At 69.2% G+C, this 24,112-nt stretch carries 33 protein-coding genes; 15 read left to right on the top strand and 18 right to left on the bottom strand.

Annotated elements, in window-relative coordinates:
- Positions 1 to 47: 47 nt before the first annotated feature.
- A complete protein-coding gene (locus FHR72_RS01045) occupies positions 48 to 869 on the bottom strand; it encodes a succinate dehydrogenase subunit SdhC (protein ID WP_183466051.1) in 822 nt (273 codons plus the stop codon).
- Positions 870 to 930: 61 nt separating this feature from the next.
- Positions 931 to 1,233, bottom strand: a complete 303-nt coding sequence (locus tag FHR72_RS01040; protein ID WP_183466050.1) for an Rv0250c family protein — start codon at positions 1,231 to 1,233, stop codon at positions 931 to 933.
- 116 nt (positions 1,234 to 1,349) lie between these two features.
- Here FHR72_RS01040 and FHR72_RS01035 point away from each other — a divergent pair, with 116 nt between their 5' ends.
- Positions 1,350 to 2,111 carry an isocitrate lyase/PEP mutase family protein gene (locus tag FHR72_RS01035; protein WP_183466049.1) on the top strand — a complete coding sequence of 254 codons (762 nt, stop codon included), beginning with the start codon at positions 1,350 to 1,352 and terminating at the stop codon, positions 2,109 to 2,111.
- On the opposite strand, the gene FHR72_RS01030 is transcribed toward FHR72_RS01035, so the two are convergent.
- From FHR72_RS01030 to FHR72_RS01020, 3 genes are read right to left on the bottom strand one after another with little or no spacing between them, the layout of a single operon-like run.
- Positions 2,108 to 2,566 (bottom strand): hypothetical protein, encoded by a 459-nt coding sequence (locus FHR72_RS01030; protein WP_183466048.1) that lies wholly within the window; start codon positions 2,564 to 2,566, stop codon positions 2,108 to 2,110. The genes FHR72_RS01035 and FHR72_RS01030 overlap by 4 nt on opposite strands.
- Complete coding sequence (locus FHR72_RS01025) at positions 2,557 to 3,120, bottom strand: RNA polymerase sigma factor (RefSeq protein WP_183466554.1); 564 nt, start codon at positions 3,118 to 3,120, stop codon at positions 2,557 to 2,559. Before FHR72_RS01025 ends, FHR72_RS01030 begins: the two co-directional genes overlap by 10 nt.
- A gap of 57 nt (positions 3,121 to 3,177) precedes the next feature.
- A complete protein-coding gene (locus FHR72_RS01020; protein ID WP_183466047.1) occupies positions 3,178 to 3,627 on the bottom strand; it encodes a universal stress protein in 450 nt (149 codons plus the stop codon).
- 136 nt (positions 3,628 to 3,763) lie between these two features.
- Between FHR72_RS01020 and FHR72_RS01015 the strand changes: the two genes are divergently transcribed.
- From FHR72_RS01015 to FHR72_RS00990, 6 genes are all read left to right on the top strand, one after another.
- Complete coding sequence (locus FHR72_RS01015) at positions 3,764 to 4,228, top strand: Asp23/Gls24 family envelope stress response protein (RefSeq protein WP_183466046.1); 465 nt, start codon at positions 3,764 to 3,766, stop codon at positions 4,226 to 4,228.
- Positions 4,228 to 4,524 carry a hypothetical protein gene (locus FHR72_RS01010; protein ID WP_183466045.1) on the top strand — a complete coding sequence of 99 codons (297 nt, stop codon included), beginning with the start codon at positions 4,228 to 4,230 and terminating at the stop codon, positions 4,522 to 4,524. The genes FHR72_RS01015 and FHR72_RS01010 overlap by 1 nt, the downstream gene beginning before the upstream one ends.
- Before the next feature lie 297 nt (positions 4,525 to 4,821).
- Entirely contained in the window at positions 4,822 to 5,001 is a 180-nt protein-coding gene (locus FHR72_RS01005) for a hypothetical protein (RefSeq protein WP_183466044.1), read from the top strand.
- Positions 4,994 to 5,374 (top strand): Asp23/Gls24 family envelope stress response protein, encoded by a 381-nt coding sequence (locus tag FHR72_RS01000; RefSeq protein WP_183466043.1) that lies wholly within the window; start codon positions 4,994 to 4,996, stop codon positions 5,372 to 5,374. Before FHR72_RS01005 ends, FHR72_RS01000 begins: the two co-directional genes overlap by 8 nt.
- Positions 5,371 to 5,934 carry a DUF6286 domain-containing protein gene (locus FHR72_RS26705; RefSeq protein WP_183466042.1) on the top strand — a complete coding sequence of 188 codons (564 nt, stop codon included), beginning with the start codon at positions 5,371 to 5,373 and terminating at the stop codon, positions 5,932 to 5,934. Before FHR72_RS01000 ends, FHR72_RS26705 begins: the two co-directional genes overlap by 4 nt.
- A 1-nt stretch (position 5,935) precedes the next feature.
- The gene (locus FHR72_RS00990) at positions 5,936 to 6,499 is read left to right on the top strand and encodes a hypothetical protein (RefSeq protein ID WP_183466041.1); all 564 of its coding nucleotides are present in this window, start codon (positions 5,936 to 5,938) and stop codon (positions 6,497 to 6,499) included.
- Between the two features lie 7 nt (positions 6,500 to 6,506).
- Here the strand turns inward: FHR72_RS00990 and FHR72_RS00985 are convergent, their stop codons facing one another.
- Entirely contained in the window at positions 6,507 to 7,562 is a 1,056-nt protein-coding gene (locus FHR72_RS00985) for a GGDEF domain-containing protein (RefSeq protein WP_260155754.1), read from the bottom strand.
- Between the two features lie 279 nt (positions 7,563 to 7,841).
- Here FHR72_RS00985 and nirB point away from each other — a divergent pair, with 279 nt between their 5' ends.
- The 3 genes from nirB to fdxA all read left to right on the top strand — a co-directional run bounded on the left by nirB (position 7,842) and on the right by fdxA (position 11,292).
- Positions 7,842 to 10,400 carry a nitrite reductase large subunit NirB gene (gene nirB, locus FHR72_RS00980; protein ID WP_183466039.1) on the top strand — a complete coding sequence of 853 codons (2,559 nt, stop codon included), beginning with the start codon at positions 7,842 to 7,844 and terminating at the stop codon, positions 10,398 to 10,400.
- A gap of 6 nt (positions 10,401 to 10,406) precedes the next feature.
- Positions 10,407 to 10,784: a nitrite reductase small subunit NirD gene (gene nirD, locus FHR72_RS00975; protein WP_183466038.1), complete on the top strand. Its 378-nt coding sequence runs from the start codon at positions 10,407 to 10,409 to the stop codon at positions 10,782 to 10,784.
- A gap of 154 nt (positions 10,785 to 10,938) precedes the next feature.
- Positions 10,939 to 11,292: a ferredoxin gene (fdxA, locus tag FHR72_RS00970; protein WP_183466037.1), complete on the top strand. Its 354-nt coding sequence runs from the start codon at positions 10,939 to 10,941 to the stop codon at positions 11,290 to 11,292.
- 108 nt (positions 11,293 to 11,400) lie between these two features.
- On the opposite strand, the gene FHR72_RS00965 is transcribed toward fdxA, so the two are convergent.
- From FHR72_RS00965 to FHR72_RS00925, 9 genes are all read right to left on the bottom strand, one after another.
- Positions 11,401 to 12,117, bottom strand: a complete 717-nt coding sequence (locus FHR72_RS00965; RefSeq protein WP_183466036.1) for a sirohydrochlorin chelatase — start codon at positions 12,115 to 12,117, stop codon at positions 11,401 to 11,403.
- On the bottom strand, positions 12,114 to 13,256 hold the full coding sequence (locus FHR72_RS00960; RefSeq protein WP_183466035.1) for a uroporphyrinogen-III synthase: 1,143 nt from the start codon (positions 13,254 to 13,256) through the stop codon (positions 12,114 to 12,116). Before FHR72_RS00960 ends, FHR72_RS00965 begins: the two co-directional genes overlap by 4 nt.
- A gap of 120 nt (positions 13,257 to 13,376) precedes the next feature.
- Positions 13,377 to 13,955 carry a GNAT family N-acetyltransferase gene (locus tag FHR72_RS00955; protein WP_311736043.1) on the bottom strand — a complete coding sequence of 193 codons (579 nt, stop codon included), beginning with the start codon at positions 13,953 to 13,955 and terminating at the stop codon, positions 13,377 to 13,379.
- 12 nt (positions 13,956 to 13,967) lie between these two features.
- Positions 13,968 to 14,894: a 5-oxoprolinase subunit C family protein gene (locus FHR72_RS00950; protein WP_183466034.1), complete on the bottom strand. Its 927-nt coding sequence runs from the start codon at positions 14,892 to 14,894 to the stop codon at positions 13,968 to 13,970.
- Positions 14,891 to 15,565, bottom strand: a complete 675-nt coding sequence (locus FHR72_RS00945) for a 5-oxoprolinase subunit B family protein (protein WP_183466033.1) — start codon at positions 15,563 to 15,565, stop codon at positions 14,891 to 14,893. Before FHR72_RS00945 ends, FHR72_RS00950 begins: the two co-directional genes overlap by 4 nt.
- A gap of 85 nt (positions 15,566 to 15,650) precedes the next feature.
- Positions 15,651 to 16,340, bottom strand: coding sequence for a queuosine precursor transporter (locus tag FHR72_RS00940; protein WP_183466032.1), 690 nt, complete (start codon positions 16,338 to 16,340; stop codon positions 15,651 to 15,653).
- A 12-nt stretch (positions 16,341 to 16,352) separates the two neighbouring features.
- Positions 16,353 to 17,315: an ABC transporter substrate-binding protein gene (locus FHR72_RS00935; RefSeq protein WP_183466031.1), complete on the bottom strand. Its 963-nt coding sequence runs from the start codon at positions 17,313 to 17,315 to the stop codon at positions 16,353 to 16,355.
- Positions 17,316 to 17,380: 65 nt separating this feature from the next.
- The gene (locus tag FHR72_RS00930) at positions 17,381 to 17,905 is read right to left on the bottom strand and encodes a hypothetical protein (protein ID WP_311736011.1); all 525 of its coding nucleotides are present in this window, start codon (positions 17,903 to 17,905) and stop codon (positions 17,381 to 17,383) included.
- A 51-nt stretch (positions 17,906 to 17,956) separates the two neighbouring features.
- The gene (locus tag FHR72_RS00925; RefSeq protein ID WP_183466030.1) at positions 17,957 to 18,565 is read right to left on the bottom strand and encodes a LysE/ArgO family amino acid transporter; all 609 of its coding nucleotides are present in this window, start codon (positions 18,563 to 18,565) and stop codon (positions 17,957 to 17,959) included.
- A gap of 210 nt (positions 18,566 to 18,775) precedes the next feature.
- Between FHR72_RS00925 and FHR72_RS00920 the strand changes: the two genes are divergently transcribed.
- Positions 18,776 to 21,208 carry a hypothetical protein gene (locus tag FHR72_RS00920; protein WP_183466029.1) on the top strand — a complete coding sequence of 811 codons (2,433 nt, stop codon included), beginning with the start codon at positions 18,776 to 18,778 and terminating at the stop codon, positions 21,206 to 21,208.
- Positions 21,209 to 21,302: 94 nt separating this feature from the next.
- Here the strand turns inward: FHR72_RS00920 and FHR72_RS26385 are convergent, their stop codons facing one another.
- Complete coding sequence (locus FHR72_RS26385; protein ID WP_260155712.1) at positions 21,303 to 21,428, bottom strand: hypothetical protein; 126 nt, start codon at positions 21,426 to 21,428, stop codon at positions 21,303 to 21,305.
- A 74-nt stretch (positions 21,429 to 21,502) separates the two neighbouring features.
- Here FHR72_RS26385 and FHR72_RS00915 point away from each other — a divergent pair, with 74 nt between their 5' ends.
- A complete protein-coding gene (locus FHR72_RS00915) occupies positions 21,503 to 22,201 on the top strand; it encodes a GAF domain-containing protein (RefSeq protein ID WP_311736010.1) in 699 nt (232 codons plus the stop codon).
- A 45-nt stretch (positions 22,202 to 22,246) separates the two neighbouring features.
- Here the strand turns inward: FHR72_RS00915 and FHR72_RS00910 are convergent, their stop codons facing one another.
- The gene (locus FHR72_RS00910) at positions 22,247 to 22,501 is read right to left on the bottom strand and encodes a DUF6480 family protein (RefSeq protein WP_183466028.1); all 255 of its coding nucleotides are present in this window, start codon (positions 22,499 to 22,501) and stop codon (positions 22,247 to 22,249) included.
- A gap of 288 nt (positions 22,502 to 22,789) precedes the next feature.
- Between FHR72_RS00910 and FHR72_RS00905 the strand changes: the two genes are divergently transcribed.
- The 3 genes from FHR72_RS00905 to FHR72_RS00895 all read left to right on the top strand — a co-directional run bounded on the left by FHR72_RS00905 (position 22,790) and on the right by FHR72_RS00895 (position 23,932).
- Positions 22,790 to 23,086: a hypothetical protein gene (locus FHR72_RS00905; RefSeq protein WP_183466027.1), complete on the top strand. Its 297-nt coding sequence runs from the start codon at positions 22,790 to 22,792 to the stop codon at positions 23,084 to 23,086.
- Between the two features lie 164 nt (positions 23,087 to 23,250).
- A complete protein-coding gene (locus tag FHR72_RS00900; RefSeq protein WP_183466026.1) occupies positions 23,251 to 23,655 on the top strand; it encodes a phage holin family protein in 405 nt (134 codons plus the stop codon).
- A complete protein-coding gene (locus FHR72_RS00895) occupies positions 23,639 to 23,932 on the top strand; it encodes a DUF3618 domain-containing protein (RefSeq protein WP_183466025.1) in 294 nt (97 codons plus the stop codon). Before FHR72_RS00900 ends, FHR72_RS00895 begins: the two co-directional genes overlap by 17 nt.
- 10 nt (positions 23,933 to 23,942) lie before the next feature.
- On the opposite strand, the gene FHR72_RS00890 is transcribed toward FHR72_RS00895, so the two are convergent.
- The gene (locus FHR72_RS00890) at positions 23,943 to 24,083 is read right to left on the bottom strand and encodes a hypothetical protein (protein ID WP_183466024.1); all 141 of its coding nucleotides are present in this window, start codon (positions 24,081 to 24,083) and stop codon (positions 23,943 to 23,945) included.
- Between the last annotated feature and the right edge of the window lie 29 nt (positions 24,084 to 24,112).

Below are 24,112 nucleotides of genomic sequence, written 5' to 3'. Positions count from 1 at the left end.
GGGAGCAGAAGAAGCGTGGGTGCCGTTCGTGGCGTCGGACAGCGGCATCAGCCGACGAACCGCAGATCGGGGAACCATCCGGCCGCCAGGGCCATGACGTAGAAGTCCGTCAGCATCAAGGTGCCCAGGGTGATCCAGGCGTACTGCTTGTGCCGGACGTTGAGCTTGCTGATCTTGGTCCACATCCAGTAGCGGATCGGGTGTTTCGAGAAGTGCTTGAGCCGGCCACCGGCGACGTGCCTGCAGGAGTGGCACGAGATCGTGTACGTCCACAGCAGGATCACGTTGATCAGCAGGATCAGGTTGCCGAGGCCGAATCCGAAGCCGCCGTCGGGCTTGTGGAAGGCGATGATCGCGTCGTAGGTGTTGATCACCGAGATGATCGCCGCGATGTAGAAGAAGTACCGGTGGGTGTTCTGGATGATCAGCGGGAACTTGGTCTCGCCGGTGTAGTGCACGCGCGGTTCCGCCACGGCACACGCGGTCGGGGACTGCCACACGGTGCGGTAGTAGGCACCGCGGTAGTAGTAGCAGGTCAGCCGGAACAGCAGCAGGAACGGCAGCGACAGCGCCGCGTAGGGCAGCCACCACACGTCAGGCAGGAACTGGCCGAAGTGGCTGGCCTCGGGCACGCACCCGGTGCTGATGCACGGCGAGTAGAACGGCGTCAGGTAGCCGTACTGCTCGACGTAGTAGTTGTTCTGCATGAACGCGCGCACCGTCGCGTAGATGATGAACGCGGCGAACCCGAGGTTCGTGATGATCGGGGATTTCAGCCAGTTGTCCGTCCGCAGCGTGCGCTGCGTGATCCGGGCACGTCCAGGCGAGAAGACGCCGCTCGCTTTGCGGTCGGCGGTGGGTGCGCTCACGTTTGCCTTTCGATGAAGTTATGTCCCCTGAGCGGGTGCCGCGCGGGGCGGCACCCTGTACTCAGCGGGTGCCGCCGAGACCCTCGTCATCGACGCCACGCCAGAAATCGGTGTCGTACTGCGTATCCGGAATCGCGATCCGCTCGGCGATGTGGTGGTGCCGGCTGACTCCCCGCGCGAGTTCGAGTTCCTCGGCGTCGATGTCCAGACGGTCGATATCGTTGAGGATGCGTTCGGCGTCATTGACGATGCGACGGGTGGCAGGGCTGTCCCCGTATCGCGACGCCAGTGACGTGACGCAACGCCTGAGGCTCCCGATCAGGTCGTGGAGCTGGGCGAGTTCGGTGGTGCTGGTGCTGGACAAGCGACCTCCTTGGGCTGAAGGGTGTCATGGATCACAGTACGCAACCGATGCTAGCTAAATCACCGTCACCAGGCGTGAGACAGATCACTTTGATGAGCGAAAGAGTCGGAGGACAGATGGTCGAGAAGGATGCACTGAAGGATCGGGCCGAGGCGTTGCTCGCGCTTCACCAGCCTGGAAACCCGGTGGTGCTCCCCACGGTGTGGGATGCGTGGTCCGCGCATCTGGCGGTGGACGCCGGTTTCGCCGCGCTCACCGTCGGCAGCCACCCGGTCGCGGATTCGGTGGGCAAGGCCGACAACGAGGGGATGACGTTCGACGACCTCCTGACCCGGGTCGCCCAGATCACCGCGGCGGTCGACGTGCCGCTGTCGGTCGACATCGAGTCCGGCTACGCCGAGGCGCCGGAGCGGCTCATCGAGGGGCTGTTGTCCGTCGGGGCCGTCGGGCTGAACATCGAGGACACCGTGCACAGCGAGGGCGGCAGGCTGCGGTCGGCCGAAGAGCATGCGGAGTTGGTCCGCGGGTTGCGGTCGGCGGCCGACGACGCGGGCGTCCACGTCGTGGTCAACGCCAGGACCGACCTCTTCCTGCGGCAGGACGGCGACGAGGCCGATCGCGTGGACCGGGCGATCGCCCGGTTGCGGCTGGCCGCGGAGGCGGGTGCCGATGTGCTGTACCCGGTCGGAGTGCATCCGCCCGAGGTGATGCAGCGATTGACGTCCGAGCTCCCGCTGCCGGTCAACGCGATCGCCAGGCCCGATCAGTCCGACCCGGCGTCCTACGGCCCGCTCGGCGTGGCACGGATCAGCTTCGGTCCGTTCTGGCAGGCGGCGCTGGCCGAGAGGTCCAAGGAACTGCTGGCCCGCTGGAGCTAGCGGTGGACGTCGGTCACGGCGACCGACACCACGACGTCGTCGGCGCCGATCGCGTCGGCGACCACCGCATGGGCGATCGCGCGTACCCGGTCGGCGGCGCGCGGTAGGTCGCTGCCGAACCGGCCGCTGACCTCGATGTCGATCGTGCGCAGCGTCTCGCCGTCGAGGGTGACCTCGACGTCGACGAGGGCGACGTCGGGGTCCTCGGTGACGCGGCGGGCGATCAGCGTGCGCAGGACGAGGTCGCTGACGCGGATGCGTCCGGGCGCCCTGACGCGGATGCGTCCGGGCGCCGTGTCGGGGGCGGGATCGTGGACGGCGATCGGCCAGCCGCCTCGGGGCGCCGCGCGGACTGCGTCGAGGACGCGCTGTTCGATTGCGGCCCAACCTGGTTCGGGCGCGGACCGCAGGGCGCGGGACGCGCGCGCGAGCACGTCGTAGTCGCCTATCGCCATCGCTGCAGCCTTTGTTGGAGTGTTGCGCGGGCCCGGTGGTGGTGTCCGCGCGCGCCGTCGGGGCTCAGGCTCAGGATCTCGCCGATCTGGGGGAAGGTCAATTCCTCCACTTCGCGCAGCACCCACACCGCGCGCTGACGCGGGGGCAGCTCGGCCAGTGCCTCCTCCAGCGCTGCCAGGAACTCCGCGTTCGTGGCCACCGCGAACGGGTCGGCCAGGGCGGACACGTCGGCGGGTTCCATCAGCCGATCGTCGAGGGGCTGGGCGCGCTTGACGCGGTGGGAATCGACGACCTTGCGCGCGCAGATCGCGAACAGCCAGGTCTTGGGGCTGGCGTCGCCGCGGAAGTGGTCGATCCGTCGCCACGCGGCCACGAACGTCTCCTGGACGATGTCCTGGACCGCGGCCTCGTCGCGGGTCATCCGGCGCGCGTACCGGTACAGGCTGGGGCCGTGCCGCCGGATCAGGACCTCGAACGCGGCTCTGTCACCGGCCGCGGCGGCAGCTGCAAGCTCGCCGTCGTCAGGCGAGTCGTCGAACCCGCCGTCGCGCATCTCCACCCGCGCGGTCCCTTTCTCGTGCCGGCCACGCCGGCCGTCGGAGCAGTATCACTACTCCGTGGTGTCGACGACGAGCACTTCGGTCTTCGCTCTCCGGCGCACGATCCGCGGCACGGATCCCACGAGGCGGCCGACGACCGAGTTGAGTCCGACGCTGCCGACGACGAGGAGGTCGGCGCCGACCTCTTCGGCCAGCTCGATCAGCGCGTCGGCCGGCACTCCCGGCACGGCCCGCTGCTGCACGTCACGCGCTCCGGCGGCTCTGGCCTTCGCTGCCGCGTCGCGCAGCAGGTCGAAGACCGGCGCGTCGCCGGCGATCTTGTAGTCCTCACCGCGCGGTTGATCGGGGTCGGGCGCGGCGCCGTCGCGGGACGCGGGGGTGTAGGCCGACCCGATGACCAGGGTGGCGTCTGATTCTGCGGCCAGGGACGCGGCTTTTTCGACCGCACGCAGGGACGTGTCCGAACCGTCTGTACCGACGACGATCACGCGGTAGCTCATCTTGTTCTCCTCATTCAGTGAACACTTGTTCTTACTTTACAGTAAGGAAGGCCGTGATCGACGTCACGCCGACGGCGCATTCGGTTCGGCGGAGCAGCCCCGACCAACTCATGTGACCGAAGAGAGAGGATCAACGATGAGCACCACTCAGACAAGCGGGTCGACAGCCACGTCCGCGGTCGCCACCCAGGCGGGCCCCCTGGCGACCTCGCAGGGCAAGACCACGATCGCCGACACTGTGGTGTCGAAGATCGCCGGACTCGCCGCCCGCGAGGTGTCCGGGGTCCATGCCCTGGGCGGCAGCGCCAGCAGGGCGGTCGGCGCGCTGCGCGACCGGATCCCCGGCGCGACCGTCAACCATGCGCAGGGCGTGTCCGTCGAGGTCGGTGAGAAGCAGGCCGCCGTCGACATCGACATCGTGGCCGAATACGGGGTGTCGATCTCCGACCTCGCCGCCGGTATCCGCCGCAACGTGATCGCCGCGATCGAACGGATGACGGGCCTGGAGGTCGTCGAGGTGGACATCACGGTGCACGACGTGTTCGTCGCCGACGAGGAGTCCGACGAGCCGGCCGACAGTCGCCTCACCAGGGTCGAATAATGGCCGAGCAGGAACCGGCCGACGCCGTCGAGGCGATCGTCCGAGCGGTTCCGGGGGTGGCGGACATGCACGCAGGCATGTTCGGCGAAGTCGCCACCCACCTGCCGGGCCGCAAGGTCGTCGGAGTCCGGATCAGCGGCAGCACGATCGATGTCCACATCACGGCGTGGGCGGATCCCTCGGTGCGCGAGACGGCCGCCGGCGTGCGTGCCGCACTGGCCGACCGGTGGCCCGACGCGTCCGTGGACGTCACGGTCGAAGCCGTCGCCCTGGCACCCCTGCCGCACGCGGACTGACCGTGCCGCCCGACGTCGCCGGGCAATCCCGGCGCAGAGCCCGGCGTGCGGTGATCCGCCGGCATCACCCCGATGCCGGCGGATCTGCCGGCGCCCTGACAGCGGCCCTCGCCACCTTCGACCGGAACGCCGCACCCACCGTCGCCGTCCGCGCGACCAGGCGGGGCCGATGGGCCCGCCTCACGGCGCGGGCGGCCCGCCGGATAAACCGCCGCAGATTCGTGACCCTGCATTGAATCAATTGTCTTACAACATCTTTCGAACAGATTTCGAATTCGACAACCGTGGAGGATCGACATGACCACCGCAACCGCCGGCCTGCTGGCCGGACTTCTGCTGGGCGTGGCTGCGGCCGCGGGCGGCTTCACCGGGTTCCTCGTGGCACTCGTACTGGGCGCCGTCGGCTACCTGATCGGCGGCCACCGCGACGGGGAGTTCGACGCGATGAGCCTGCTCAGGGGCCGGGGCCGTGGCTGACGACATTCCCGACACCGCTGACCCGGGGGCCCGCGGTGCGCTCACCATCCGCGAAAAGGCAGTGCAGACAGTGGCCTTCGCCGCTGCGCTGGAAGTCGAGGGCGTGGTGCGCGAGAGCAGGGGACTCGGAAAGCTGGCACTGCGTGAGCTGCCCCGCGCCGAGGTCGTCGTTTCCGGAGACCACGTGCGCGCCAGCCTGGATGTGGCCGTGGCGTGGGGCCTTCCGCTCGCAGCCACGGCTGCCGAGATCCGCCGGCGCGTGAGTCACGGGCTGTCCGAGCTCAGCGGTCTGGTCGTCGACGGCGTCGACGTCCACGTCACCTCCGTCGTGATCGCTCCTGGTCCCGGCGGGCGGGAAAGGGTGCTGCTGTGACCGTCGAACTGGAGAAGACCTCTGCACAGCCGGTGCGGCCAGGAGCCCAGCCACTGGCGCCCGCCGGGGCGACATACCTGGGTGCCGCGTTGGCAGTTCTGGTCGTCGCCGCCGGTGCGGTCGGCATCCGCGAAGCGCTGGTCGAGGCCGGTGTGGTCGCGGGTGACGGCTGGGTGGCCGCTGCCGTGTCCGCCGTCGACGGCGCCGCTCCGGCGTCCTGGATGCCGGCCGCGGGGATCGCGGTGGCGGTCGTCGGCCTGACCCTGATGCTCGTCGCTCTGAAACCGCGGCGGCGCCGGACAGTGCGGGCACGGGCGGAGACCGCCGTCTACGTCGACCTGACCGACGTGGCCAGGATCGCCCGCGCGGCCGCCGAGGCGGTGCCGGGCGTTCTCTCGGCTCCCACCACGGCGTCGCGACGGACGCTGACGATCCGATGCGAGGTGTCCGGTGCCTCGGACGCCGACCTCGAGAATGCGGTGATCCGGTCCGCCACCGACGAACTCGCCGCCCTGGAGCGTGCTCCGCGTGTCCGGGTGCGGCTGACCGAGAGGACATGACATGACCCGCGCAACGGTGTTCCTGGATCGCCTGGCGGTCTTCGCGGTGGGGGCAGCGCTTCTGGCCGCAGGCGGCACGGCGGTGCTGTGGGCGCGCCGGGACGGTCCAGGTGCACAGCCGTTGCAGCTGCCCGCGCCGCTACGCGATGTCGAGACATCCTGGTGGCCGTGGGCCTGCGGTGGCATCGGCGCCGTGCTCGTCCTGCTCGGCCTGTGGTGGCTCTCCGTGCACCGGCGTACCCCCCGCGTGCGGGACGTGCCGCTCAGCGACGACGCGCCGACCCGGGGCTCGCTCAGCGTCGATGCCGCCGCGGTGGCGTCCGCGGCGGCGGACGTCCTCGCGCAGCACCCTGCGGTGTCGAAGGCCGGCTCCCGGGTGAGCGTCGAGAACCGCGTCCGGACAATCACGTTGAGCGTGACGATCCCTGCCCGTCGGGCGCTGGAGTCGGCCGTCGCGGCCGCCGACGACACCGCCGCCACCGTCGCACAGATGCTCGGCGACGACGTGGCCGTGCGCACCCGGGTGCGCGTGAAAGCCCGCGACCGCCGGATGCCGGTGGCCTAGCGTCACCTCACCCGAACTGGACCTGGTTGCCGCCGTTGCGTTTCGCCGCGTACATCGCCGCGTCGGCCGCCGCGATCAGCTCGTCGATCAGAGACTCCGCGTCGCGGGCCCGCAGGTGCTCCAGACCGAGGCTACTCGTGCCGACGCTGGCGGTGACGTCGTGCGGCAGTTCGGCGATGGCGCGGCACACCTGGCCCGCCAGCGATTCCGTGCCCCCGCGGGCGGCGGTGACCGCAATGAGGAACTCCTCGCCGCCGGCCCGACAGATCGCGGCGTGACGTGGACTGCGCTGGCGGAGGAGATCGGCCACGGCCAGCAGCGTGCGATCCCCTTCGGCGTGGCCGTGGGTGTCGTTGACCCGCTTGAAGTTGTCCAGGTCGACCATCACCAGGCCGAGGTGGGTGGCTGATCCGGCGGGCTCCGTGAGCTGACGGCCGATGGCGTCGGCGAACCCGCGCCGATTCAACAAGCCGGTCAGTGGATCGGCGCCCGAACGGACGGCGTAGGTGCCCATCGCCCTGGTCATGCCGCGGATGGCCAGCGGGACCGTCAGGTTGAGGAACCACAGCAGCCAGAAGGCCGCGATCGCCGTGGCGACGTTCGTGTCACCGGCCAGCCGCCACGACGCCGACGCCGCGATCGCCACGGCGACCGAGAAGTTGAACAAGAGCACCTTGGTGTTGTGGAAGAACGCGACATAGCCACCGGTCACGGCCGTCGCGGTACAGGCCAGCACCGAGACCGCGGCGTCGGGTTGCGCCACACTCCAGACCGCGATGAACACGATGCCCGCGACCACCGCCACCTCCGACTGCCGGCGGGTTGGCCACCGGGTGAGCCAGAACGCGGTCATGCCCAGGGTGAAGCCGGCGCCCACCAGGCCGACGGCCAACAATCGCGTGGTCGGCCAGCCGAGCCCCAACAGGAAGCTCAGCGCGACCAGCGACGCCGACGCGGCCACGACGGCCATCACGCCCTGCGTGGAACGCAGCATGCCGTGCTGGCGCAGGAACTGGGATATCCATTCGAAGTGGTCCGGCTCGTTCCACCACCGCTGAACCATCGTCGTCAAGCGGGGCACCCCTACACGAGTCGTCTGATTGCAGCTAAATAATAGTTGCAGCAACTATACAGATCAGAACCATTTCAGGCAGGCAAACAGCAATCTTTGATCGGGTTGAGAACAACCATCCTGCCCAGGAGGCGGGCCGACCGCCGCGCGCCGCCGGTCTCGCGTGTCAGCCGGGGCTCACAGTGCACGACCGAGTGCGGTGAGCACACCGTGATAGGCCCTTCACACGAGGCGACACGGAGGCAATATCGCTTTCCTAGCGTGGTCGCCATGTCGTCAATTTCGCACGTCGTGGTCGTCGGCCACGGCATGGTCGGCCACCGGTTCGTCGAAGCGCTGCGCGCGCGCGACGCCGAGGGCACATGGCGCGTCACCGTTCTCGCCGAAGAACTCGACCCCGCCTACGACCGTGTCGGCCTGACCGGCTACACCGAACACTGGGACCGCACGCGGCTCGCCCTGCCCGGCAACGACTACCTCGGCGACGAGCTCGTTCAGGTGCGACTGGGGCAGCGGGTGGTCGACCTCGACCCTACGTCCAAGACGGTGACCACGGACGCCGGAGAACGCTTCGAATACGACGCACTGGTCCTGGCCACCGGTTCGTATGCGTTCGTGCCGCCCGTACCCGGACGCGACCTGCCGTCGGTGCACGTCTACCGCACCCTCGACGACCTCGACGCCATCCGCGCCGACGCGATCAAGACCCGGGAGACCAGCCGCGCGCCGGTGGGCGTGGTGATCGGCGGAGGTCTGCTCGGGCTCGAGGCGGCGAACGCCCTGCGCGGTTTCGGCCTGAACGCCCACGTGATCGAACGGTCCGGGCGGTTGATGGCCCAGCAGCTCGACGAAGCGGGCGGCACGCTGCTCGGCAGGATGATCGGCGAGCTCGGCATCACCGTGCACACCGACGTCGGAACCGAGTCCATCAAGCCGGCCCAGCGCAACCGACCGCTGAAACGGTCCGCAGAGGACAACTCGATGCGGGTCACGCTGAGCGACGGGAACCACATCGACGCCGGCGTGGTCGTATTCGCCGCGGGGGTGCGGCCACGCGACCAACTGGCCCGCGACGCCGGCCTCGAGATCGCCGAACGTGGCGGTGTGCTGACCGACGTGAGCTGCACGACAAGCGATCCCGACATCTACGCGATCGGCGAGGTCGCGGCGATCGAAGGGCGGTGCTACGGGCTGGTCGGCCCCGGCTACACCAGCGCCGAAGTGGTCGCCGACCGCCTGCTGGGCGGGGCCGCCGAATTCCCCGAAGCCGACATGTCGACCAAGCTCAAACTCCTCGGCGTCGACGTCGCGAGTTTCGGCGACGCGATGGGTGCGACGCCGGACTGCCTGTCCGTCGTCGTCAACGACGCGGTCAACCAGACCTACGCCAAACTCGTGCTCTCCGACGATGCGAAGACGCTGCTGGGTGGCATCCTCGTCGGCGACGCATCGTCGTACGGCATTTTGCGCCCGATGGTCGGCGAACCCCTGCCCGGAGATCCGATGGCGTTGATCGCCCCCACCGGATCGGAAGACGGGGCAACGGCATTGGGCGTGGGCGCCCTGCCCGCAGCCGCGCAGATCTGTTCCTGCAACAACGTGACCAAGGGCGATCTGACCGGTGCGATCGCGGACGGCTGTTGCGACGTCCCCGCCCTGAAGAAGTGCACCCTGGCCGGGACGTCGTGCGGCTCCTGCGTTCCGCTGCTCAAGCAGCTGCTCGAAGCCGAAGGGGTCGAGCAGTCGAAGGCGTTGTGCGAGCACTTCTCCCATTCGCGGGCAGAGCTGTTCGAGATCGTCAGCGCCACCTCGATCCGCACCTTCTCCGGTCTGATCGAGCGCTTCGGCACCGGAAGGGGTTGCGACATCTGCAAACCCGTCGTGGCCTCGATCCTGGCCTCGACGAGCTCGGAGCACATCCTCGACGGTGAGCAGGCTTCGCTGCAGGACTCCAACGACCACTTCCTGGCCAATATCCAGCGCAACGGCAGCTATTCGGTGGTGCCGCGCGTCCCCGGCGGCGACATCACCCCCGAGCACCTGATCCTGATCGGCGAGATCGCCAGGGACTTCGGGCTGTACACCAAGATCACCGGCGGCCAGCGCATCGACATGTTCGGCGCGCGCGTCGATCAGCTCCCCGAGATCTGGCGCCGGCTGGTCGAGGGCGGCATGGAATCCGGTCAGGCATACGGCAAGTCGCTGCGGACGGTGAAGAGTTGCGTGGGCAGCGACTGGTGCCGCTACGGTCAGCAGGACTCGGTGCAGATGGCGATCAACCTCGAGCTGCGCTACCGGGGCCTGCGATCGCCGCACAAGATCAAGATGGGGGTGTCGGGCTGCGCCCGCGAGTGCGCGGAGGCCCGGGGCAAGGACGTCGGCGTCATCGCGACCGAGAACGGCTGGAACCTCTACATCGGCGGCAACGGCGGCATGACGCCACGGCATGCCGAGCTGCTCGCGGGCGACCTCGACGACGAGACGCTGGTGCGCTACATCGACCGGTTCCTGATGTTCTACATCCGCACCGCCGACCGGCTGCAGCGCACGGCGCCCTGGGTGGAGGAGCGCGGCCTCAACCACCTGCGCGAGGTGATCTGCGACGACTCCCTGGGTCTGGCAGTAGAATTCGAGGCGGCCGTCGAACGGCACGTCGACGGATACGCGTGTGAGTGGAAGGGCGTGCTCGACGACCCGGACAAGATGTCGCGGTTCGTCTCGTTCGTCAACGCGCCCGACGTGCCGGATCCCACGATCGAGTTCACGGAGAGGTCCGGGCGCAAGGTGCCCACGCCGGTGTCGATCGGCATGCCGAAGGTAGGAAGGTAACCCGCCATGACCGTGCTCAACGAGGCACTCAGCGCGACCACGACCACGACCGCGACCACGACCTGGACGACCGCGTGCCGCTATGACTTCCTGATCCCCAACCGCGGGGTGGGTGTGCTGCTGCCCGACGGCGCGCAGGCCGCACTGTTCCGGCTCGACGACGGCAGCGTGTGCGCCGTGGGCAACATCGACCCGTTCTCCGGCGCCGCGGTGATGTCCCGCGGCATCGTCGGCGACCGGGCCGGGCGCGTCACCGTGCAGTCGCCGATCAAGAAGCAGGCGTTCGCACTCGACGACGGCAGCTGCCTCGACGACCCCGAGGTGTCCCTGCCGGTGTATGCGACCCGCATCACCGACGACGGCGAGGTCCAGATCGCCTCCTGACCCCCACCCAGCCCTTGCCCCCGCCCCTTTGCGCCGAACTGAGGTTCCAGGCTGCGCCGCGCCCGCAGATCACGACCTGGAACCTCAGTTCGGCGCAGAAGGTGGGGACTTTCGGCCCCTGCGGCGCGACGGGCCGAGTACCTAGCCTCGGGGCATGACCTACGTGATCGGCAGCGCATGCGTGGACATCGTCGACAAGTCCTGCGTGCAGGAGTGCCCGGCGGATTGCATCTACGAGGGCGACCGGGCGATGTACATCAACCCCAACGAGTGTGTGGACTGCGGTGCCTGCCGCATCGCGTGCCGAGTCGACGCGATCTACTACGAGGCCGATCTCCCTGACGAAGAGCGGGCGTTCCTCGAGGACAACGCAGCGTTCTTCAGCCTCACGCTGCCCGGCCGCGACGAGCCGCTCGGTGACCCGGGTGGGGCGCTCGCGCTCGGCCGCGTCGGTGCCGACACCCCGCTGGTGGCCGCATTGCCGCCGTCCACCACCCGGCACCCCTGACGGCCCACACCCCTGACGGCCCGCACCCCTGACTGCCCTCACCCCTGACTGCCCTCGCCGAACTGGGGTTCCCGGCTGTTCCCGACCGGCTTTCGACGACCGGGAACCTCAGTTCGGCGCGGAGAGGGCGGGGGCCACGGGGCGCCACGGGGCGAGCGCGGCACTGGCCCGCTGGAACCGGCTCGCGATCAACCGGGTGACACCGGGGTGTGTGCCGAGCGGGTCGGTCACGAGATCGGCGCCGCTGGCGCGCAGCCTGTCTTGAAAGAGGCCCTCAGACAACAGGTATGACGCGACGACCACCCGGCGCCCGCGGGTGCGTGCGGCGGCGACGGCGTCGTCGATCCGGGGTTCGCCGGTCGCGGCGAAGGCCAGTTCCACCCGCGACCCGATGGTGGCCGACAGCCAGGTGGCGGTCGTGTGCAGATCCCGCATCGCCCAGGGGTCGGAGGTGCCCGCCGCGGCCAGGATCACCGAATCGTCGGGCCGCCAGCCGGTTTCGACGAGGCGGTCGACCAGCACGCGCACCAGCGCGGGATCGGGGCCCAGGGCGCGGGTGACGGTGACGTCGCGATGCCCGCTCGCGGCCACGTGGTCGGGGATGTCGCTGGTCACGTGGTAGCCGCGCGCGAGGAACGCCGGGACCAGCACCGTCGAGCGGTCCAGCGTGGCGCTGAGCACCTCGGCCGGCGTCGGGCCGAGGACGTCGACGAAGGCGACGCGCACGGGACGGTCCAGCGCCCTCGACACCTGCCCGGCGATGTCGCCGATCAGCGAGACCCCGCTCTGCTTGCGGGTGCCGTGGGCGACGAGCACCAGGCTCATGACGCGAACGCCTCGTCGACGGGCAGGCGATAGCCACGCTTGACCACCGTGGCCACCATCTTCTTGTCGCCCAGCGCGGTCCGCAATCGCAGCACCGCGGTCTCGACGGCGTGGGTGTCGGTGCCGCAGCCCGGCAGCGCCCGCAGCAGGTCGGTGCGCGACACGACCGCGCCAGGCCGCAGCGCCAGGGCCCTGATCGTGGCCATCGCGGCGGGGGACAGCGCCTTGACCGTGCCGTCGACGAGCACGCAGGTGCCCCGGATCTCCAAGAGATGCCCGGCGACCCGCACGGTGCGGGCCTGCAGCAGCGGCAGTTCGTCGGTGATGTGACGGGCCAACGCGCCCAACCGCATCCGCTCGGGCGCCGAGGTGGGGACTCCGAGGCGGACCAGCGGCCGCGCGGTCACGGGCCCGACGCACATCGCGTGCACACCGTTGCGCAGCGCCGAGAGCACCTCGGCCTCGATCCCCATCTCGTCGGCCCGCATCAACACCGATGCGACCGCGGGCGCCGAGGTGAAGCTGACGGCGTCGAACTTCTCCTCGGCGATACCGGCCACCATCTGGTCGAACTCGCCGTTGCGCGGCGCCGGGTGCCAGCGGTACACCCGGATCGGGACCACTTCGGCGCCGGCAGCGCGCAACTCGTCGAGAAATTCGGGGAACGGATCCCACTCGGCGGTGGCCCCGTGCAACTGCACCGCGATGCGGGTACCCGCGATGCCGCCGTCGACGAGGTAGTGGACCACCTCCCGGGACGACTCCGAATCCGGCGACCACTCCTCCGGCAGACCGGCGGCGCGCAGGGCCCCGGTCGCCTTCGGGCCGCGGGAGACGATCCGTGCCTTGCTCAGCGCGGTGGTCAGGTCGGTGGCCATGCCCCAGCCGTCGGCGGCGGCGATCCAGCCGCGGAAGCCGATGCCGGTGGTGGCGATGACGATGTCGGGTGGCGCGTCGATCAGCGACTGCGTGCGCTGACGCAGTTCATCGTCGTCGGGCAGGGGCACCATCTCGATCGCCGCGGCGCTCGTCACGGTCGCGCCGCGGCGGCGCAGCAGCGCACTCAACTCGTCGGCGCGCCGCGCGGAGGTGACCGCAACACGGAATCCGGTGAGCGGTGCCCAGTCCGGATCAGTCATGTCCAATGTCTATGCAGGCCGTGTTTCGGGGTGATTAACCGGCGATTGCGCAGCTGTGTCACCGCCGCTCACGCCGTGAATTTCCGTTCACCGCGTGTGCCGGCACGCTGTGAGGTCCGTTCACCAGACGTCGCCGTTGCGCCAGTCGCAGGCCAGCCCGGCAGACGGGTCGAGGGTCATCTCAGGCGGCAGGTCGCCGGGCAATACGAACACGCCGCCGTCGTCGTCGGGCGTCGGCGTGATCCCGCCCGGGGCCAGCACGGACAGCGGGCCTTTCCACTGGATCCACCCGCGGCCGGTGTACAGCGGCTCGCCCAGCTCGCTGGCCCCCAGCGCGCCGAGGTGGTAACCGCCGCGCACGACCTGCTCGACGGCGTCCATCAGCACCCCGCCCAGCCCCTGGCCGCGGTGGTCCTCGCGGACGGCCACGCCCTCGACGTACCCGCACCGCAGGGCGACGTCGGCGTCGTGGAGTCTGCCGTAGTAGAGGCGGCGCTGGACGACCGCGGCGTGCCCGATCACCTCGCCCCGCTGGCAGATGAGCGCGTGCATTCCACCGAGCGCATGCTCCCAGTCGTCGTCGGCGAAGTCGCCGCCGAAGGCCTCGACGACCATCCGGTGGGCATCCCCGCGGGTCTCGTCGTCGAGATCGGAGGTGTGGACCAGGCGTGCGCGCACACCTGGAGTTCTACCAGCGATCGGCGTAGTCCGTCAGAGGGACGGCTCGCTGGCGTGCGGCGGCGTCGCCTCGAACGGCTTCCTGGGGCGGGACCAGTGCAGCCGCACGGTCTGACCCGGCCGCGCCTGGGCGATCCTGTCGATGTCGTCTTCGGTGACCACGCCGATCACCGGGTAGCCCCCCGTCACCGGGTGGTCGGGGCCCAGGATCACCGGGAAACCGTTGGGGGGCACCTGGATCGCGCCGCGGGTGGCGCCCTCGCTGGGCAGCTGACGATCGGGCCGGCGGTATTCCAGCGGCATGCCGACCAGCCGGATTCCGACGCGATCGCTGTGGTTGGTGACCTGCCAGTTGGTGCGCACCAGCACGTCGGGGTCGGCGAACCAGTCGTCCCGCGGTCCCGGTACCACCCGTAGTTCCAGCGGCGCGTCGTCGATCGCGGCCACCGGCGCCTGGTCGATCTCGGGGAAATCCGCGGTGTGTTCGCCGACGGGCAGCACGTCGCCGGGCTGCAGGGGTTCCGGGCCGAGGGCCGACATCACGTCATAGCTGCGCGACCCGAGGACGGGCTCGACGTCGATGCCGCCGCGCACCGCCAGGTAAGACCTCAGCCCCGCCCTCGGCGAAGAGAGCGAGATGACCTCGCCGTCGTGCGCGTAGTGAATACTGTTGGTGCCGAACGGTATTCCATCGACCGACGGATCGGCGTCGGCTCCGGTCACCGCGATGGCGACACCTTCGCCGTTGCCGCCGTGCACCCGCGCGGTGAACCCGCCGAGGGTGATCTCCACGGTGGCGCGGTCGTCGGGATTGGCCACCAGCCGGTTGGCCAGGGTGTGGGCGCGACGGTCGGCTGCCCCCGAGCGCGTCACGCCGATGTGGGACAGGCCGGGGCGCCCGAGGTCCTCGACGAGCGCCAGCGGCCCGGTCTGCAGGATCTCCAACGTCACGCCGCTCACGGCCGGACCGCCTCGAACTGCACCCACAGCCCCGGCGCCAGCAGTGCGGGATCGTCGCGGTCGACGTCCCACAGCACCGCCGACGTCCGCCCGATCAGCTGCCAGCCTCCGGGTGATTCGCGCGGGTAGACCCCGCTGAACTCGCCGGCGAGCCCGACGGACCCGACCGGCACCTTGGTGCGCGGCTCGGACCGGCGCGGTACCGCCAGGCGTTCGTCGCCGCCCACGAGGTAGGCGAAACCCGGTGCGAACCCGCTGAAGCCGACGCGCCACAGCGTGCCCGTGTGGGCCGCGACGACCTCATCGGTGCCGAGCCCCGTCAGCCGGGCCACCTCGTCGAGGTCCGCACCGTCGTAGACGACCTCCAAGACGACGTCGGCGTTCGACGGGGTCGCCGACTCGGCGACGGCCTCGTCGGTCAGCCGCAGTTCGCCCAGGCGCTGTCGGGTCGGCCCCTGGTACGCGATGTCGTCCAGCTTCACCAGGATGGTCCTGGCCGCCGGGACGAGGTCGACCACGCCGGGCAGGTCGGCGGTGCGCAGGGCCTCGTTCCAGGCCAATACCTCTGCGCTACTGGTTAATTCGAGCAGGAGCGCCCGGTCGCCGTAGTCGAGAATGCGAGGGCCGCCCCCGGTGCGCACTGTGTCGATCGCATCCGCAGTCACGCTCATGACTCAAAGCTACCGCCGAGTAGGTTCGAAAGCTCCCCCTCGGACGAAGCTCTGTGAACCTTGCCAGAACGTCCTTACCGACGGCTCAGACGGTCACGGGCGAGTACGTCGGCTCGCGACGCTTGATCACCGCGATCACTCGGTAGGTGATGGGCAGCAGCGCGACCTCGACGACGGTCTTGTACAGCCAGCCCTGCGCGGTGTAGGTCAGGAAATCGCCGAACGAGGTGATGCCGATGACGCCGGCGGCGATGGCGCAGAACACCACCGTGTCACCCAGCTGGCCGACGAACGTCGAACCCACCAGGCGGGCCCACAGGTGCTTCTCCTTGGTGCGTTCCTTGATGAGCACCAGCGACCACGCGTTGAGCGTCTGGCCGACGATGAAGCCCGCCAGGCCCGCGATGATCAGCCCGGTGTAGGCGTGGGCGATGTTCTCGAAGTGTTCCTGGTTCTCGTAGAAATCGGCTGCCGGCAAATAGATGGTGGTCCAGAGGGCAAGGGCGGCAAGAATGTTCATCGCGAAGCCGGTGTAGATGGCGCGCCGCGCGGCCTTGAAGCCGTACACCTCCGACAGCACGTCGCCGATCACGTAGGTCAGCGGGAACACGATGAAGCCGCCGTCGGTGATGATCGGCCCGAACTCGACGCCCTTGGTCGCCGTCAGATTCGAGATGATGACCAGCGCGGTGAAGACTGCGACCAGAACGGGGTAGTAGCCCGACCCCACGCGGGCGAAGGACGCGTGTGTGTCGGGAGCGGCGGGGTCTGTCACCGGCCCATTAGATCAGCCCAGTGCGGTCGCGATCATCGTCGGCAACCGGTCGGCGACCACCGGGTAGGACAGGGTCGAGGCGTACGCGATCGCGCCGGCGAGCTCCTTACCGGTGAACACGTGGCGCTGCCGGGCCGTGGCGGTCAGGCCTGCGATGGCGGGGTCTGCCAGCAGTGCGGCCTGCTCCTGGTCGCTTTCGGTGGTCCAGATCAGGACGTCGGCCGAGTCGAGCACCGGGGCGATCTGATCGCGGGGGATCGCCGCGGTGTCGGTGGGCAGCATTGTCAGGCCCATCTGGGTCAGGAACTCGTGGCGCCACGGCGGCCCGGCGACCTGGACGGCCCCGTCGGACAGCGTCCCGCCGAGCAGCAGCGCGTTCTTGCCGGAGAACTGCGGGAAGCTGTCTTTGACGCCGGTGAACCTCGCGTCGACGTCGGTGATCAGCTTCTGCATGTCGTCGTGACGGAACACCGCCTGTCCGATGGCGCCGGCTTGATCGCGCCATGGTTCGAAGAACGCGGCGGGCCCCGCCTGGGCGATGGTGGGCGCGATCGCCGACAGCTGCTGATAGGTGGCCTCGTCGAGCCCGGCGTCGGTGGCGACGATCAGGTCGGGGGCCAGCGCCGCGATCTGGTTTGTCTGGATGCCGTCGGCGAGCGACAGCACCGCGGGCTGGGCGCCGCCGAGGCGCTGCTGGGCCCACGGCCAGACCCCGAACGGTTCGGCGCCGAACCAGTCCGTCACGGCGATGGGGACGACACCGAGGGCGAGCAGGTCGTCGGCGTCGGTCAGGCCCGCGCTGACGACCTTGGTGGGCGGCGCGGGGATCTTCGTCTCACCGAACGTGTGGGCCACGGTCACGGAACCGTCGTCGGCGACGGCGCCGGGTTTGTCGGTAGCGCTGCATGCGGTCAGCAGTGCCGCGGTGCCGGCGGACAGGCCGAGGAAGCTGCGCCGGGACCACACGCGGGACACACCGCGACAATAGCCAGCTCAGCGGCACGGCGCCGGACAATCAGGGCGCAAGCCCCGGACGGGACCTACTGGACGGGCCCGGGGATCGGCATGGGCGGCCAGATCGGCGGCGGGGCCGAGGCCGGCGGGGGCGGCGAGCCGGGCGCGACGACCGGGGGCGGGGGAGGCGTGCCGTACGGCGTGGGCGGGACCCACGTCGCGGGATCCATCTGGCCCGGTCCCATCGTCTGCATGAACTCGGGGGAGTTCCGCATGTTCCACAGATCGCGCAGGAAGTCGAACTGGCCCGTGTTGCCGAAGTTCGCGTTCGGCACCGGCGGGATGAACGGCGCACCTGCCGGCGGTGGCGCCGGAGGAGCGACAGGAGCCTGGGGGGTGCCTCCGGTGGCGCTCGGGCTGCCACCGCCCTCGGCGATCGGCGTGTAGACGAAGACCGGCGGGGCGGGCTGCGCGGGGGCCGCCGCCGGCGGAGGAGGCGGCGGATCGAACGGGACCGCCGGTTGCGCACCGGCGGTGGTGGCGGCGGCCAGCGCGGCACCACCGATCAGCGAGGTCAACGCGGCGATCTTGGCGAGGTGCACGACTGTCACATCGACGAGGCTAGTGCCTTGCGTTACATGGCGACACTTTTCGGCCCAGCCTCAGCTCAGGGCCAGCGAGATTCCCAGTCCGAGCATCGTCACGGCGATCACGGCGTCGAGCACCCGCCACGTCGTGGCGGACGCGAACAGGTGGCGGAGCCGTTTCGCGCCGAACCCGAGCCCGGCGAACCACACGGCACTGGCCGAGACGGCCCCGGCGCCGAACAGCCATCTGCTGTCCTGGTGCTCGTTGGCCAGCGCGCCGATCAGGATGACGGTGTCGAGATAGACGTGCGGGTTCAGGAACGTCATCGCAAGGCACGTCGCGAGGACAGCCCCCAGCCGGGCGGGTGCGGCATCGGCCGGCGTCAGCGTTCCCGGCTTGACGACCCGGCGCGCGGCGAGGAGCCCGTAGCCGAGGAGGAACACCGCACCGCTGACCTTGATCACCGTGACGACGTCCGGGTGGGCGGCGATCACGGCGCCCACACCGGCGATGCCCGCGACGATGAGCAACAGGTCCGACACCGTGCACACCGCGACGACCGGAAGGACGTGTTCGCCGCGGATGCCCTGTCGGAGGACGAACGCGTTCTGCGCGCCGATCGCCGCGATGAGGGCCATCGTCGTGGCGAAGCCGCTGAGCACGACGAGGTAGGCGGTGTCCATACCGACGAACGCTAACGAGCAGGATTGGAACAGTACAGCTAAAGAAACTTCACTGTGATTAGTAGAACTTAATCCACCCACCGAGGACGTCCCGCGCCGCCCGTACCCCTGGGCGACGATGATCGGCGGGGAGAGCAAGGGGGTTCCCCTATTCCTTCTGGACGGTTCTTTTCACAGGATGGGTGGAGGAACTCGACGGGGAGGTTCGTGATGACGAGGGACGTTCGAGTCGGACGGGTGGGAGCGCTGGCCGTTGCGCTCGGGATCGGTTCGGCGATAGCCGGTATGCCCGGGGTCGCGTGGGCGCAGCCCGACGGCGACAACTCCTCGGCCGGCGCATCGCGGAGTGTTGATGCCGGTTCGGCCACTGGGACGCAAGGCGCCGACGAGCCTTCGCGGGGCATCGGCGACGAGAACAGCGCGGGATCAGGTGATGGCGAGGGAGTCGACGACGACGCCCCCGCCGCCACCGAGACTCCGGAGACTCGTGAGAACACCGAGAAGCGTTCCGGGACAGGGCGTGGCTCCGCCGCGGACGACACCGAAGACGACGCGACTGTCCCTGGCCGCGCCCGAATACGTGAGACCGAAGACGCCGCCGATGTCGGCCATGACACCTCGATTCGCGACACAGGCGATCCGGTCCTTCCCACTGCCGTCGAGACGCGCTCCGCAGCCGAGGCATCGACCGCCGCGCCCGAGGAGGCCGTCGACACCAACGAGGTCGTCGACACCGACAAGGCCACAGCACCGACATTTGCGCCGGCAACCGTGTTCGCCTCGTTGTTCTCACCCAGGACGACCCCGAACCCCGCAGACACACCGAAAACCCCGCCCGCGTCTCCCTTGCTGTGGACGATGCTGGGCTACGCGAAGCGTCACGCGGGCTCCGCAAGCGACCAGGCGGGCAGCGCCGCGATCTCGAGCGTCGCCACGCCCACCGGTGCCGTCGCCGCCGCGGCGGGGTCCTCGCAGCTTCCCGGGCAGGCTGTTCATGCTCCCGTTGTCGCCGCCGACGGCACCGTCTACCAGGTCACGTACGGCGCGGGCGTCACCCGCGTCTTCATCCTCGACGACAACGCCCAGGTGGTCGCCGAGAGCGGGGACATCACCGGCTTGTTCCGCGCTACCGGGGTCACGCGACCCGACGGATCCTTGATCGTGATCGCGGCCAACGACCGAGGCACGCGATCGACCGTCTATGAAGTCGACAGCACCGGCGCGGTGACCACCGTCAGGACAGTCCTCGGTTCGGCGAGCAATCAACTACGCGCGGGGGCAGACGGCGCGCTGTACTTCAGCACCCACTTCACCAATCCCTTCGACCCCTTCGGAGCGAACATTCCGTACCGGTCCTTCAGGATCTCGCCGACCAACGGCGTGCGGACCTTCGCCTACAACACCGCTGTCGACCTCGGACCGGACGGAACGGCGTTTCTGCGGTCGTCGGGTTTCGGATTCTCGACGTTGAGGGTCTTCGGTCCCACCGGGGCGCCGAGAACGTTCTTCCTGCCCTACGGGTCAGCGCCAAGCGACCCGATCGTGGGTCTGGACGGAACGGTCTACGTGACGGCGGGGGCGACGGGATTCTTCGGCACCAAGACCACCCGCGTGTACACATTCACCCCGACGTCGACCACGGTGCGCACCGTCGATGGTCTGCCGGGCGACACCGTGGCGACTCCGGACGGTCTCTATCTCGAGACCTTCACCTACTCCGGATCGACCGACAACGGCACTGGAACGACCGTCATCTCCCGGATCACCCCGACCACGGTCGACGCTTCCGACGTGATCGACGGCCGCATCGCAGGCTTCCAGGTCACCCCGGACGGCACTCTCTATGCGCCCCTCAGGCTCCCGTCGTCGGCGACCTCTCCTGTAGCCGTTGTCGCTACTGACGGGAGCATCACCACCGTCACGCTGCCGGGCACGCTCAGGACACGGGCAACGCGAATCCGCGGGGGAGCAGAGTCCGGGGCGGAGAATGTGGGATACGTGAACTACAGCGCCGGCGGACTCGATCACGTGGCGGTGCTCAACCCGGACGGGACCATCGCGCGCACCATCGATCTGCCGCCGGGTGCGACCGCGAGCACGGTGTTCTTCGGCCCCGACGGCGCGGCCTACCAACTCCTCGATTACTTCGGACCCGATGACGGGCAGACCACGGCTCGGCAGATCCTCGCACTCTCGACCGACACGTACACGGCGAAGGTGCCCCAAAGGGTGCCGCAGGGCTCCTACGATGTCGACTTCGGCCCGAACGGCATCGGCTATTTTTTCACAGGCGCATCGAACTCGACGGCCACCAGCGTCCTGGGATTCGACGCCGAGGGCAACACCGTCGTTCCGCTGAGCACGTTCACTCAACCGGTGGGCACGGGCGCCAGGGATGACGACCGGTTGCTGACGTTCGCCCCTGATGGCACCGCCTACGTGTACAACTACTCCGCCGACGCCACGGCCGGTGTGTACGCGTTGACGGCCTCAGGCGCGGTCAAGGTACTTGACGTCGACAGGGCAGGCGGAGTCCGAGCCACAGGACCGGTCTTCACCGCGGACGGAATCGGTTACGTCACTTTCCAGGCCGACACCGGTGGCACCACCGTCGCCGGCTTCCCCGCCCTCAGCGCCCTCTGAACTCGCGCTCCCGACCGGCGGCGTCATGGTCGCAGAAGCGTTGCGCGCCAACGGCATCACGACCACCGAGCAGGCCGTCCCACACGACTTCCGCTCACCGTAGTTCGAGCCAACCCTCGACACCATCGCCGAGTCGTTTGGACCCGTGGGTGCGCCACGTCGACCCGACGCCACCACCACCGTGGGTGAGGCTCTCGCGGCGGAGGGCGGGCGTCGTCATCGTCGGACCGGAGGCCCGGGTGTTCTTCGCTCATGCTTCCCCGCGGCCGCTCGACTGTGGGTTACCGTTCGCAGGTGGCGAAGTGGGTGAGTGGGTTCAACGACACGCTGAATGAGTTGCTCGCCGAGTTCGCTCGCCACGCGGGTGAAACCCCGGAGCGATACGTGGCCCGTGCCGTGGCCGCTCAGATGTTGGCCGACCAGCGTGCGACCGGCGGCGAGGACGGGACTCTCTTCGAGTGCTTGCGCGCCAACGCTCTGCCCGCATCCGCGCTCCCTGACGTCACCGCCGCGATCACCGACCCGGATCGGCTGCGCGCGGTGTACGCCACCGGCCTGCTGGATTCACCGCCCGAAGAAATGTACGACCGGATCACCCGTGCGGCCGCCGATGCGCTGCAGGCTCCGTTCTCGCTGATCTCGGTGATCGACGTCGACCGGCTCTACCTCAAGAGTGAGATCGGTGTGGTCGGCCATGCCGTGGAGGAGAAGCAAGCCCCGCTGGAGCGCTCCCTGTGTCAGTACGCGGTGGCGAACGGCACTCCTTTGGTTCTCGCGGACGCGCGGCTCGACCCGACCTTCAAGAACCACCCCGTCGTCCGCGAGGGCAGTGTCGTCGCCTATCTGGGCATACCTCTGCTCGATCACGACCGCAACGCCGTCGGAGCGCTCTGCGTCTACGACACCAAGCCACGTCTGTGGGCAACCGGCCACATTCAGATCCTCAGTGATCTCGCCAAGCTCACCGCGGACCGGATATTCGGCGACGAATAGCGCGTCGTCCAGCGCAACGGGGAGCCATACCGGCCGGCGGCACCGTCACCAACGATCCATCAGCCCGAACACCTGCAGGCCGTAGAGCACGGCGACGACCAGGAAGACCACGAAGACGATCCCGACGGTGACCATGCCTACGATCGCCCCCGGCGTGAAGCGGCGGGTGGGCGGCGGGTCCTGGTTCGCCGTGGCCGACTCCGAGCCGGAGTCCGGAGGAGTGTCGCCTGGTTGAACACTTCCACCCGGTGAGAGGCCGGTGGTGTCACTGGGATCGGGGTCCGGGGGAAGTGCGGTCATCAGGATGCAGTCCCCGCGCCGGGCGGTTCCGTAAACATGCAGCTGACGGTCCGTGCACCGCATTCATCCAGGTCAGCAGTGTGCGCGTCATCGTTGACGGGTCCGTCCGTCAGAGTTCGGTCATCGTCGGGATTCACGTTCTGTTCATCTCTGGAGCGCAAGTCCGAGGTTAGAACCCATACCGGTTGGGGAACCCCGACACCAGCGTGTGCTGAATCGTCCACGCCTCAGCGACAATTCGGCCTCTTGACCGGTACGTCACCATGGAGTCATCACGGAGGGTTGATCATGAAACGTCTGACACTCGCGGCCGCCGCAGGATCGCTGGCAGCCGTTGCCGCACTGAGCTTTTCGGCTAGTGCTCTGGCCGATCCCGAAGAACCGGCACCGGCCACCGACGGCACGGCGTCCGAGGCGCCCAACGCGGCCGCCGAGATCGCACGCCTGCAGTCCGAGGGCAAGTCGGTCCAGATCGTCGGCGGCGAGACCGCGCCGCTGGAGAGCTGCGACATCGCGAACACCACCGAGGGGGAAGTGGCCAACACGGTGATGGTGGAGGTGTCCTGCCCGGTCACCGACTTCTGAGTCTCCGCACAGCGCGGCGTCGGGGTGACGTGCACCCCGACGCCGCGTTGTCGTCTGCAGGGACCGGAAGACCGTGATGGCCGACTCGCACGGCAGATCGGTGAGTTTCGCGTCACAGTCAACGGGCATTCCCTCGACGAGTCCACATGGTGGGAGGAGCGGCAATGTCCGAAACGAAGACTCAACCGTCGACGGGTGAGCTGGTGAGTCAGCTCTCGGAACAGACATCACGGCTCGTCCGCGACGAATTGCGCCTGGCGCAGAAGGAATTCCAGGAGTCTGCCAAGCACGCGGGTATCGGTGCGGGCCTGATCGGCGCAGCAGGCCTGCTGGCCGTGCTGGGCCTCGCCACGCTGATCGCGGCGGCCGTGGCGGCGTTGTCCCTTGTTCTCCCGGTGTGGGCGGCGGCGGTGATCGTCGCCGCCGTGCTGTTCGTGGCGGCCGGGGTCGCGGCACTGGTCAGCAAGAAGCAGGCCGAGCAGGTGCCCCCGCCGGCAGCGACCTCGCTGCAGAGCGTGAAGACCGACATCGACGAGATCAAGGAGGCACGTCATGGCAGCAGAGCCTGATCCGCGCCCTGCGCCCGGGCCGGATGCGACGGCCGAGGAGCTGAAAGCCGACATCGAGGCGACCCGAGCCGATCTGGGCGAGACGGTGAGCGCGTTGTCCGACAAGCTCGACGTCAAGGCCCGCTCACAGCAGGCGGTCGCCGAGGCGAAGGAGAACGTGGTTCAGCGTGGCCATGAGGTGGCCCAGCAGGCCAAGGAACGCCCGGCTGTGCCGGTGGGTGCGGTGGTCGCGGTCGTCGCCGTGATCGGGCTGCTGGTCTGGTGGCGGCGGCGCTGAACGCTGAGCTTCACTCCTGGTCCCGGTCGGGCTCGGTGAGCTCCGGGGCGATCTCCCGCGTCGCCATCCCGCCGTCGCGGCCATGGTCGGCCGGTCCCGGCGGCTCCGGATCCTGATCGTTCTGGTCGTCCTTGCGAGGCGTGCTGTCCATGCGCGCGGGTTACCCCCGCCCGATGGCCG

The organism is Mycolicibacterium iranicum (assembly GCF_014190915.1).
GTDB classification, from domain to species: domain Bacteria; phylum Actinomycetota; class Actinomycetes; order Mycobacteriales; family Mycobacteriaceae; genus Mycobacterium; species Mycobacterium iranicum_B.
Note: the sequence above shows the minus strand (reverse complement) of the source record. Positions and strands in the feature narration are given on the sequence as shown.

Bases quoted from the DNA above. Each gene is read 5' to 3' on its own strand.
- FHR72_RS01035 (WP_183466049.1), top strand. From the start codon at position 1,350: ATGGTCGAGAAGGATGCACTGAAGGATCGGGCCGAGGCGTTGCTCGCG.
- FHR72_RS01030 (WP_183466048.1), bottom strand. From the start codon at position 2,566: ATGGCGATAGGCGACTACGACGTGCTCGCGCGCGCGTCCCGCGCCCTG.
- FHR72_RS01025 (WP_183466554.1), bottom strand. From the start codon at position 3,120: ATGCGCGACGGCGGGTTCGACGACTCGCCTGACGACGGCGAGCTTGCA.
- FHR72_RS01020 (WP_183466047.1), bottom strand. From the start codon at position 3,627: ATGAGCTACCGCGTGATCGTCGTCGGTACAGACGGTTCGGACACGTCC.
- FHR72_RS01015 (WP_183466046.1), top strand. From the start codon at position 3,764: ATGAGCACCACTCAGACAAGCGGGTCGACAGCCACGTCCGCGGTCGCC.
- FHR72_RS01010 (WP_183466045.1), top strand. From the start codon at position 4,228: ATGGCCGAGCAGGAACCGGCCGACGCCGTCGAGGCGATCGTCCGAGCG.
- FHR72_RS01005 (WP_183466044.1), top strand. From the start codon at position 4,822: ATGACCACCGCAACCGCCGGCCTGCTGGCCGGACTTCTGCTGGGCGTG.
- FHR72_RS00990 (WP_183466041.1), top strand. From the start codon at position 5,936: ATGACCCGCGCAACGGTGTTCCTGGATCGCCTGGCGGTCTTCGCGGTG.
- FHR72_RS00985 (WP_260155754.1), bottom strand. From the start codon at position 7,562: ATGGTTCAGCGGTGGTGGAACGAGCCGGACCACTTCGAATGGATATCC.
- nirB (WP_183466039.1), top strand. From the start codon at position 7,842: ATGTCGTCAATTTCGCACGTCGTGGTCGTCGGCCACGGCATGGTCGGC.
- nirD (WP_183466038.1), top strand. From the start codon at position 10,407: ATGACCGTGCTCAACGAGGCACTCAGCGCGACCACGACCACGACCGCG.
- fdxA (WP_183466037.1), top strand. From the start codon at position 10,939: ATGACCTACGTGATCGGCAGCGCATGCGTGGACATCGTCGACAAGTCC.
- FHR72_RS00965 (WP_183466036.1), bottom strand. From the start codon at position 12,117: ATGAGCCTGGTGCTCGTCGCCCACGGCACCCGCAAGCAGAGCGGGGTC.
- FHR72_RS00960 (WP_183466035.1), bottom strand. From the start codon at position 13,256: ATGACTGATCCGGACTGGGCACCGCTCACCGGATTCCGTGTTGCGGTC.
- FHR72_RS00945 (WP_183466033.1), bottom strand. From the start codon at position 15,565: ATGAGCGTGACTGCGGATGCGATCGACACAGTGCGCACCGGGGGCGGC.
- FHR72_RS00925 (WP_183466030.1), bottom strand. From the start codon at position 18,565: ATGGACACCGCCTACCTCGTCGTGCTCAGCGGCTTCGCCACGACGATG.
- FHR72_RS00920 (WP_183466029.1), top strand. From the start codon at position 18,776: ATGACGAGGGACGTTCGAGTCGGACGGGTGGGAGCGCTGGCCGTTGCG.
- FHR72_RS26385 (WP_260155712.1), bottom strand. From the start codon at position 21,428: ATGACGACGCCCGCCCTCCGCCGCGAGAGCCTCACCCACGGTGGTGGT.
- FHR72_RS00910 (WP_183466028.1), bottom strand. From the start codon at position 22,501: ATGACCGCACTTCCCCCGGACCCCGATCCCAGTGACACCACCGGCCTC.
- FHR72_RS00905 (WP_183466027.1), top strand. From the start codon at position 22,790: ATGAAACGTCTGACACTCGCGGCCGCCGCAGGATCGCTGGCAGCCGTT.
- FHR72_RS00900 (WP_183466026.1), top strand. From the start codon at position 23,251: ATGTCCGAAACGAAGACTCAACCGTCGACGGGTGAGCTGGTGAGTCAG.
- FHR72_RS00895 (WP_183466025.1), top strand. From the start codon at position 23,639: ATGGCAGCAGAGCCTGATCCGCGCCCTGCGCCCGGGCCGGATGCGACG.
- FHR72_RS00890 (WP_183466024.1), bottom strand. From the start codon at position 24,083: ATGGACAGCACGCCTCGCAAGGACGACCAGAACGATCAGGATCCGGAG.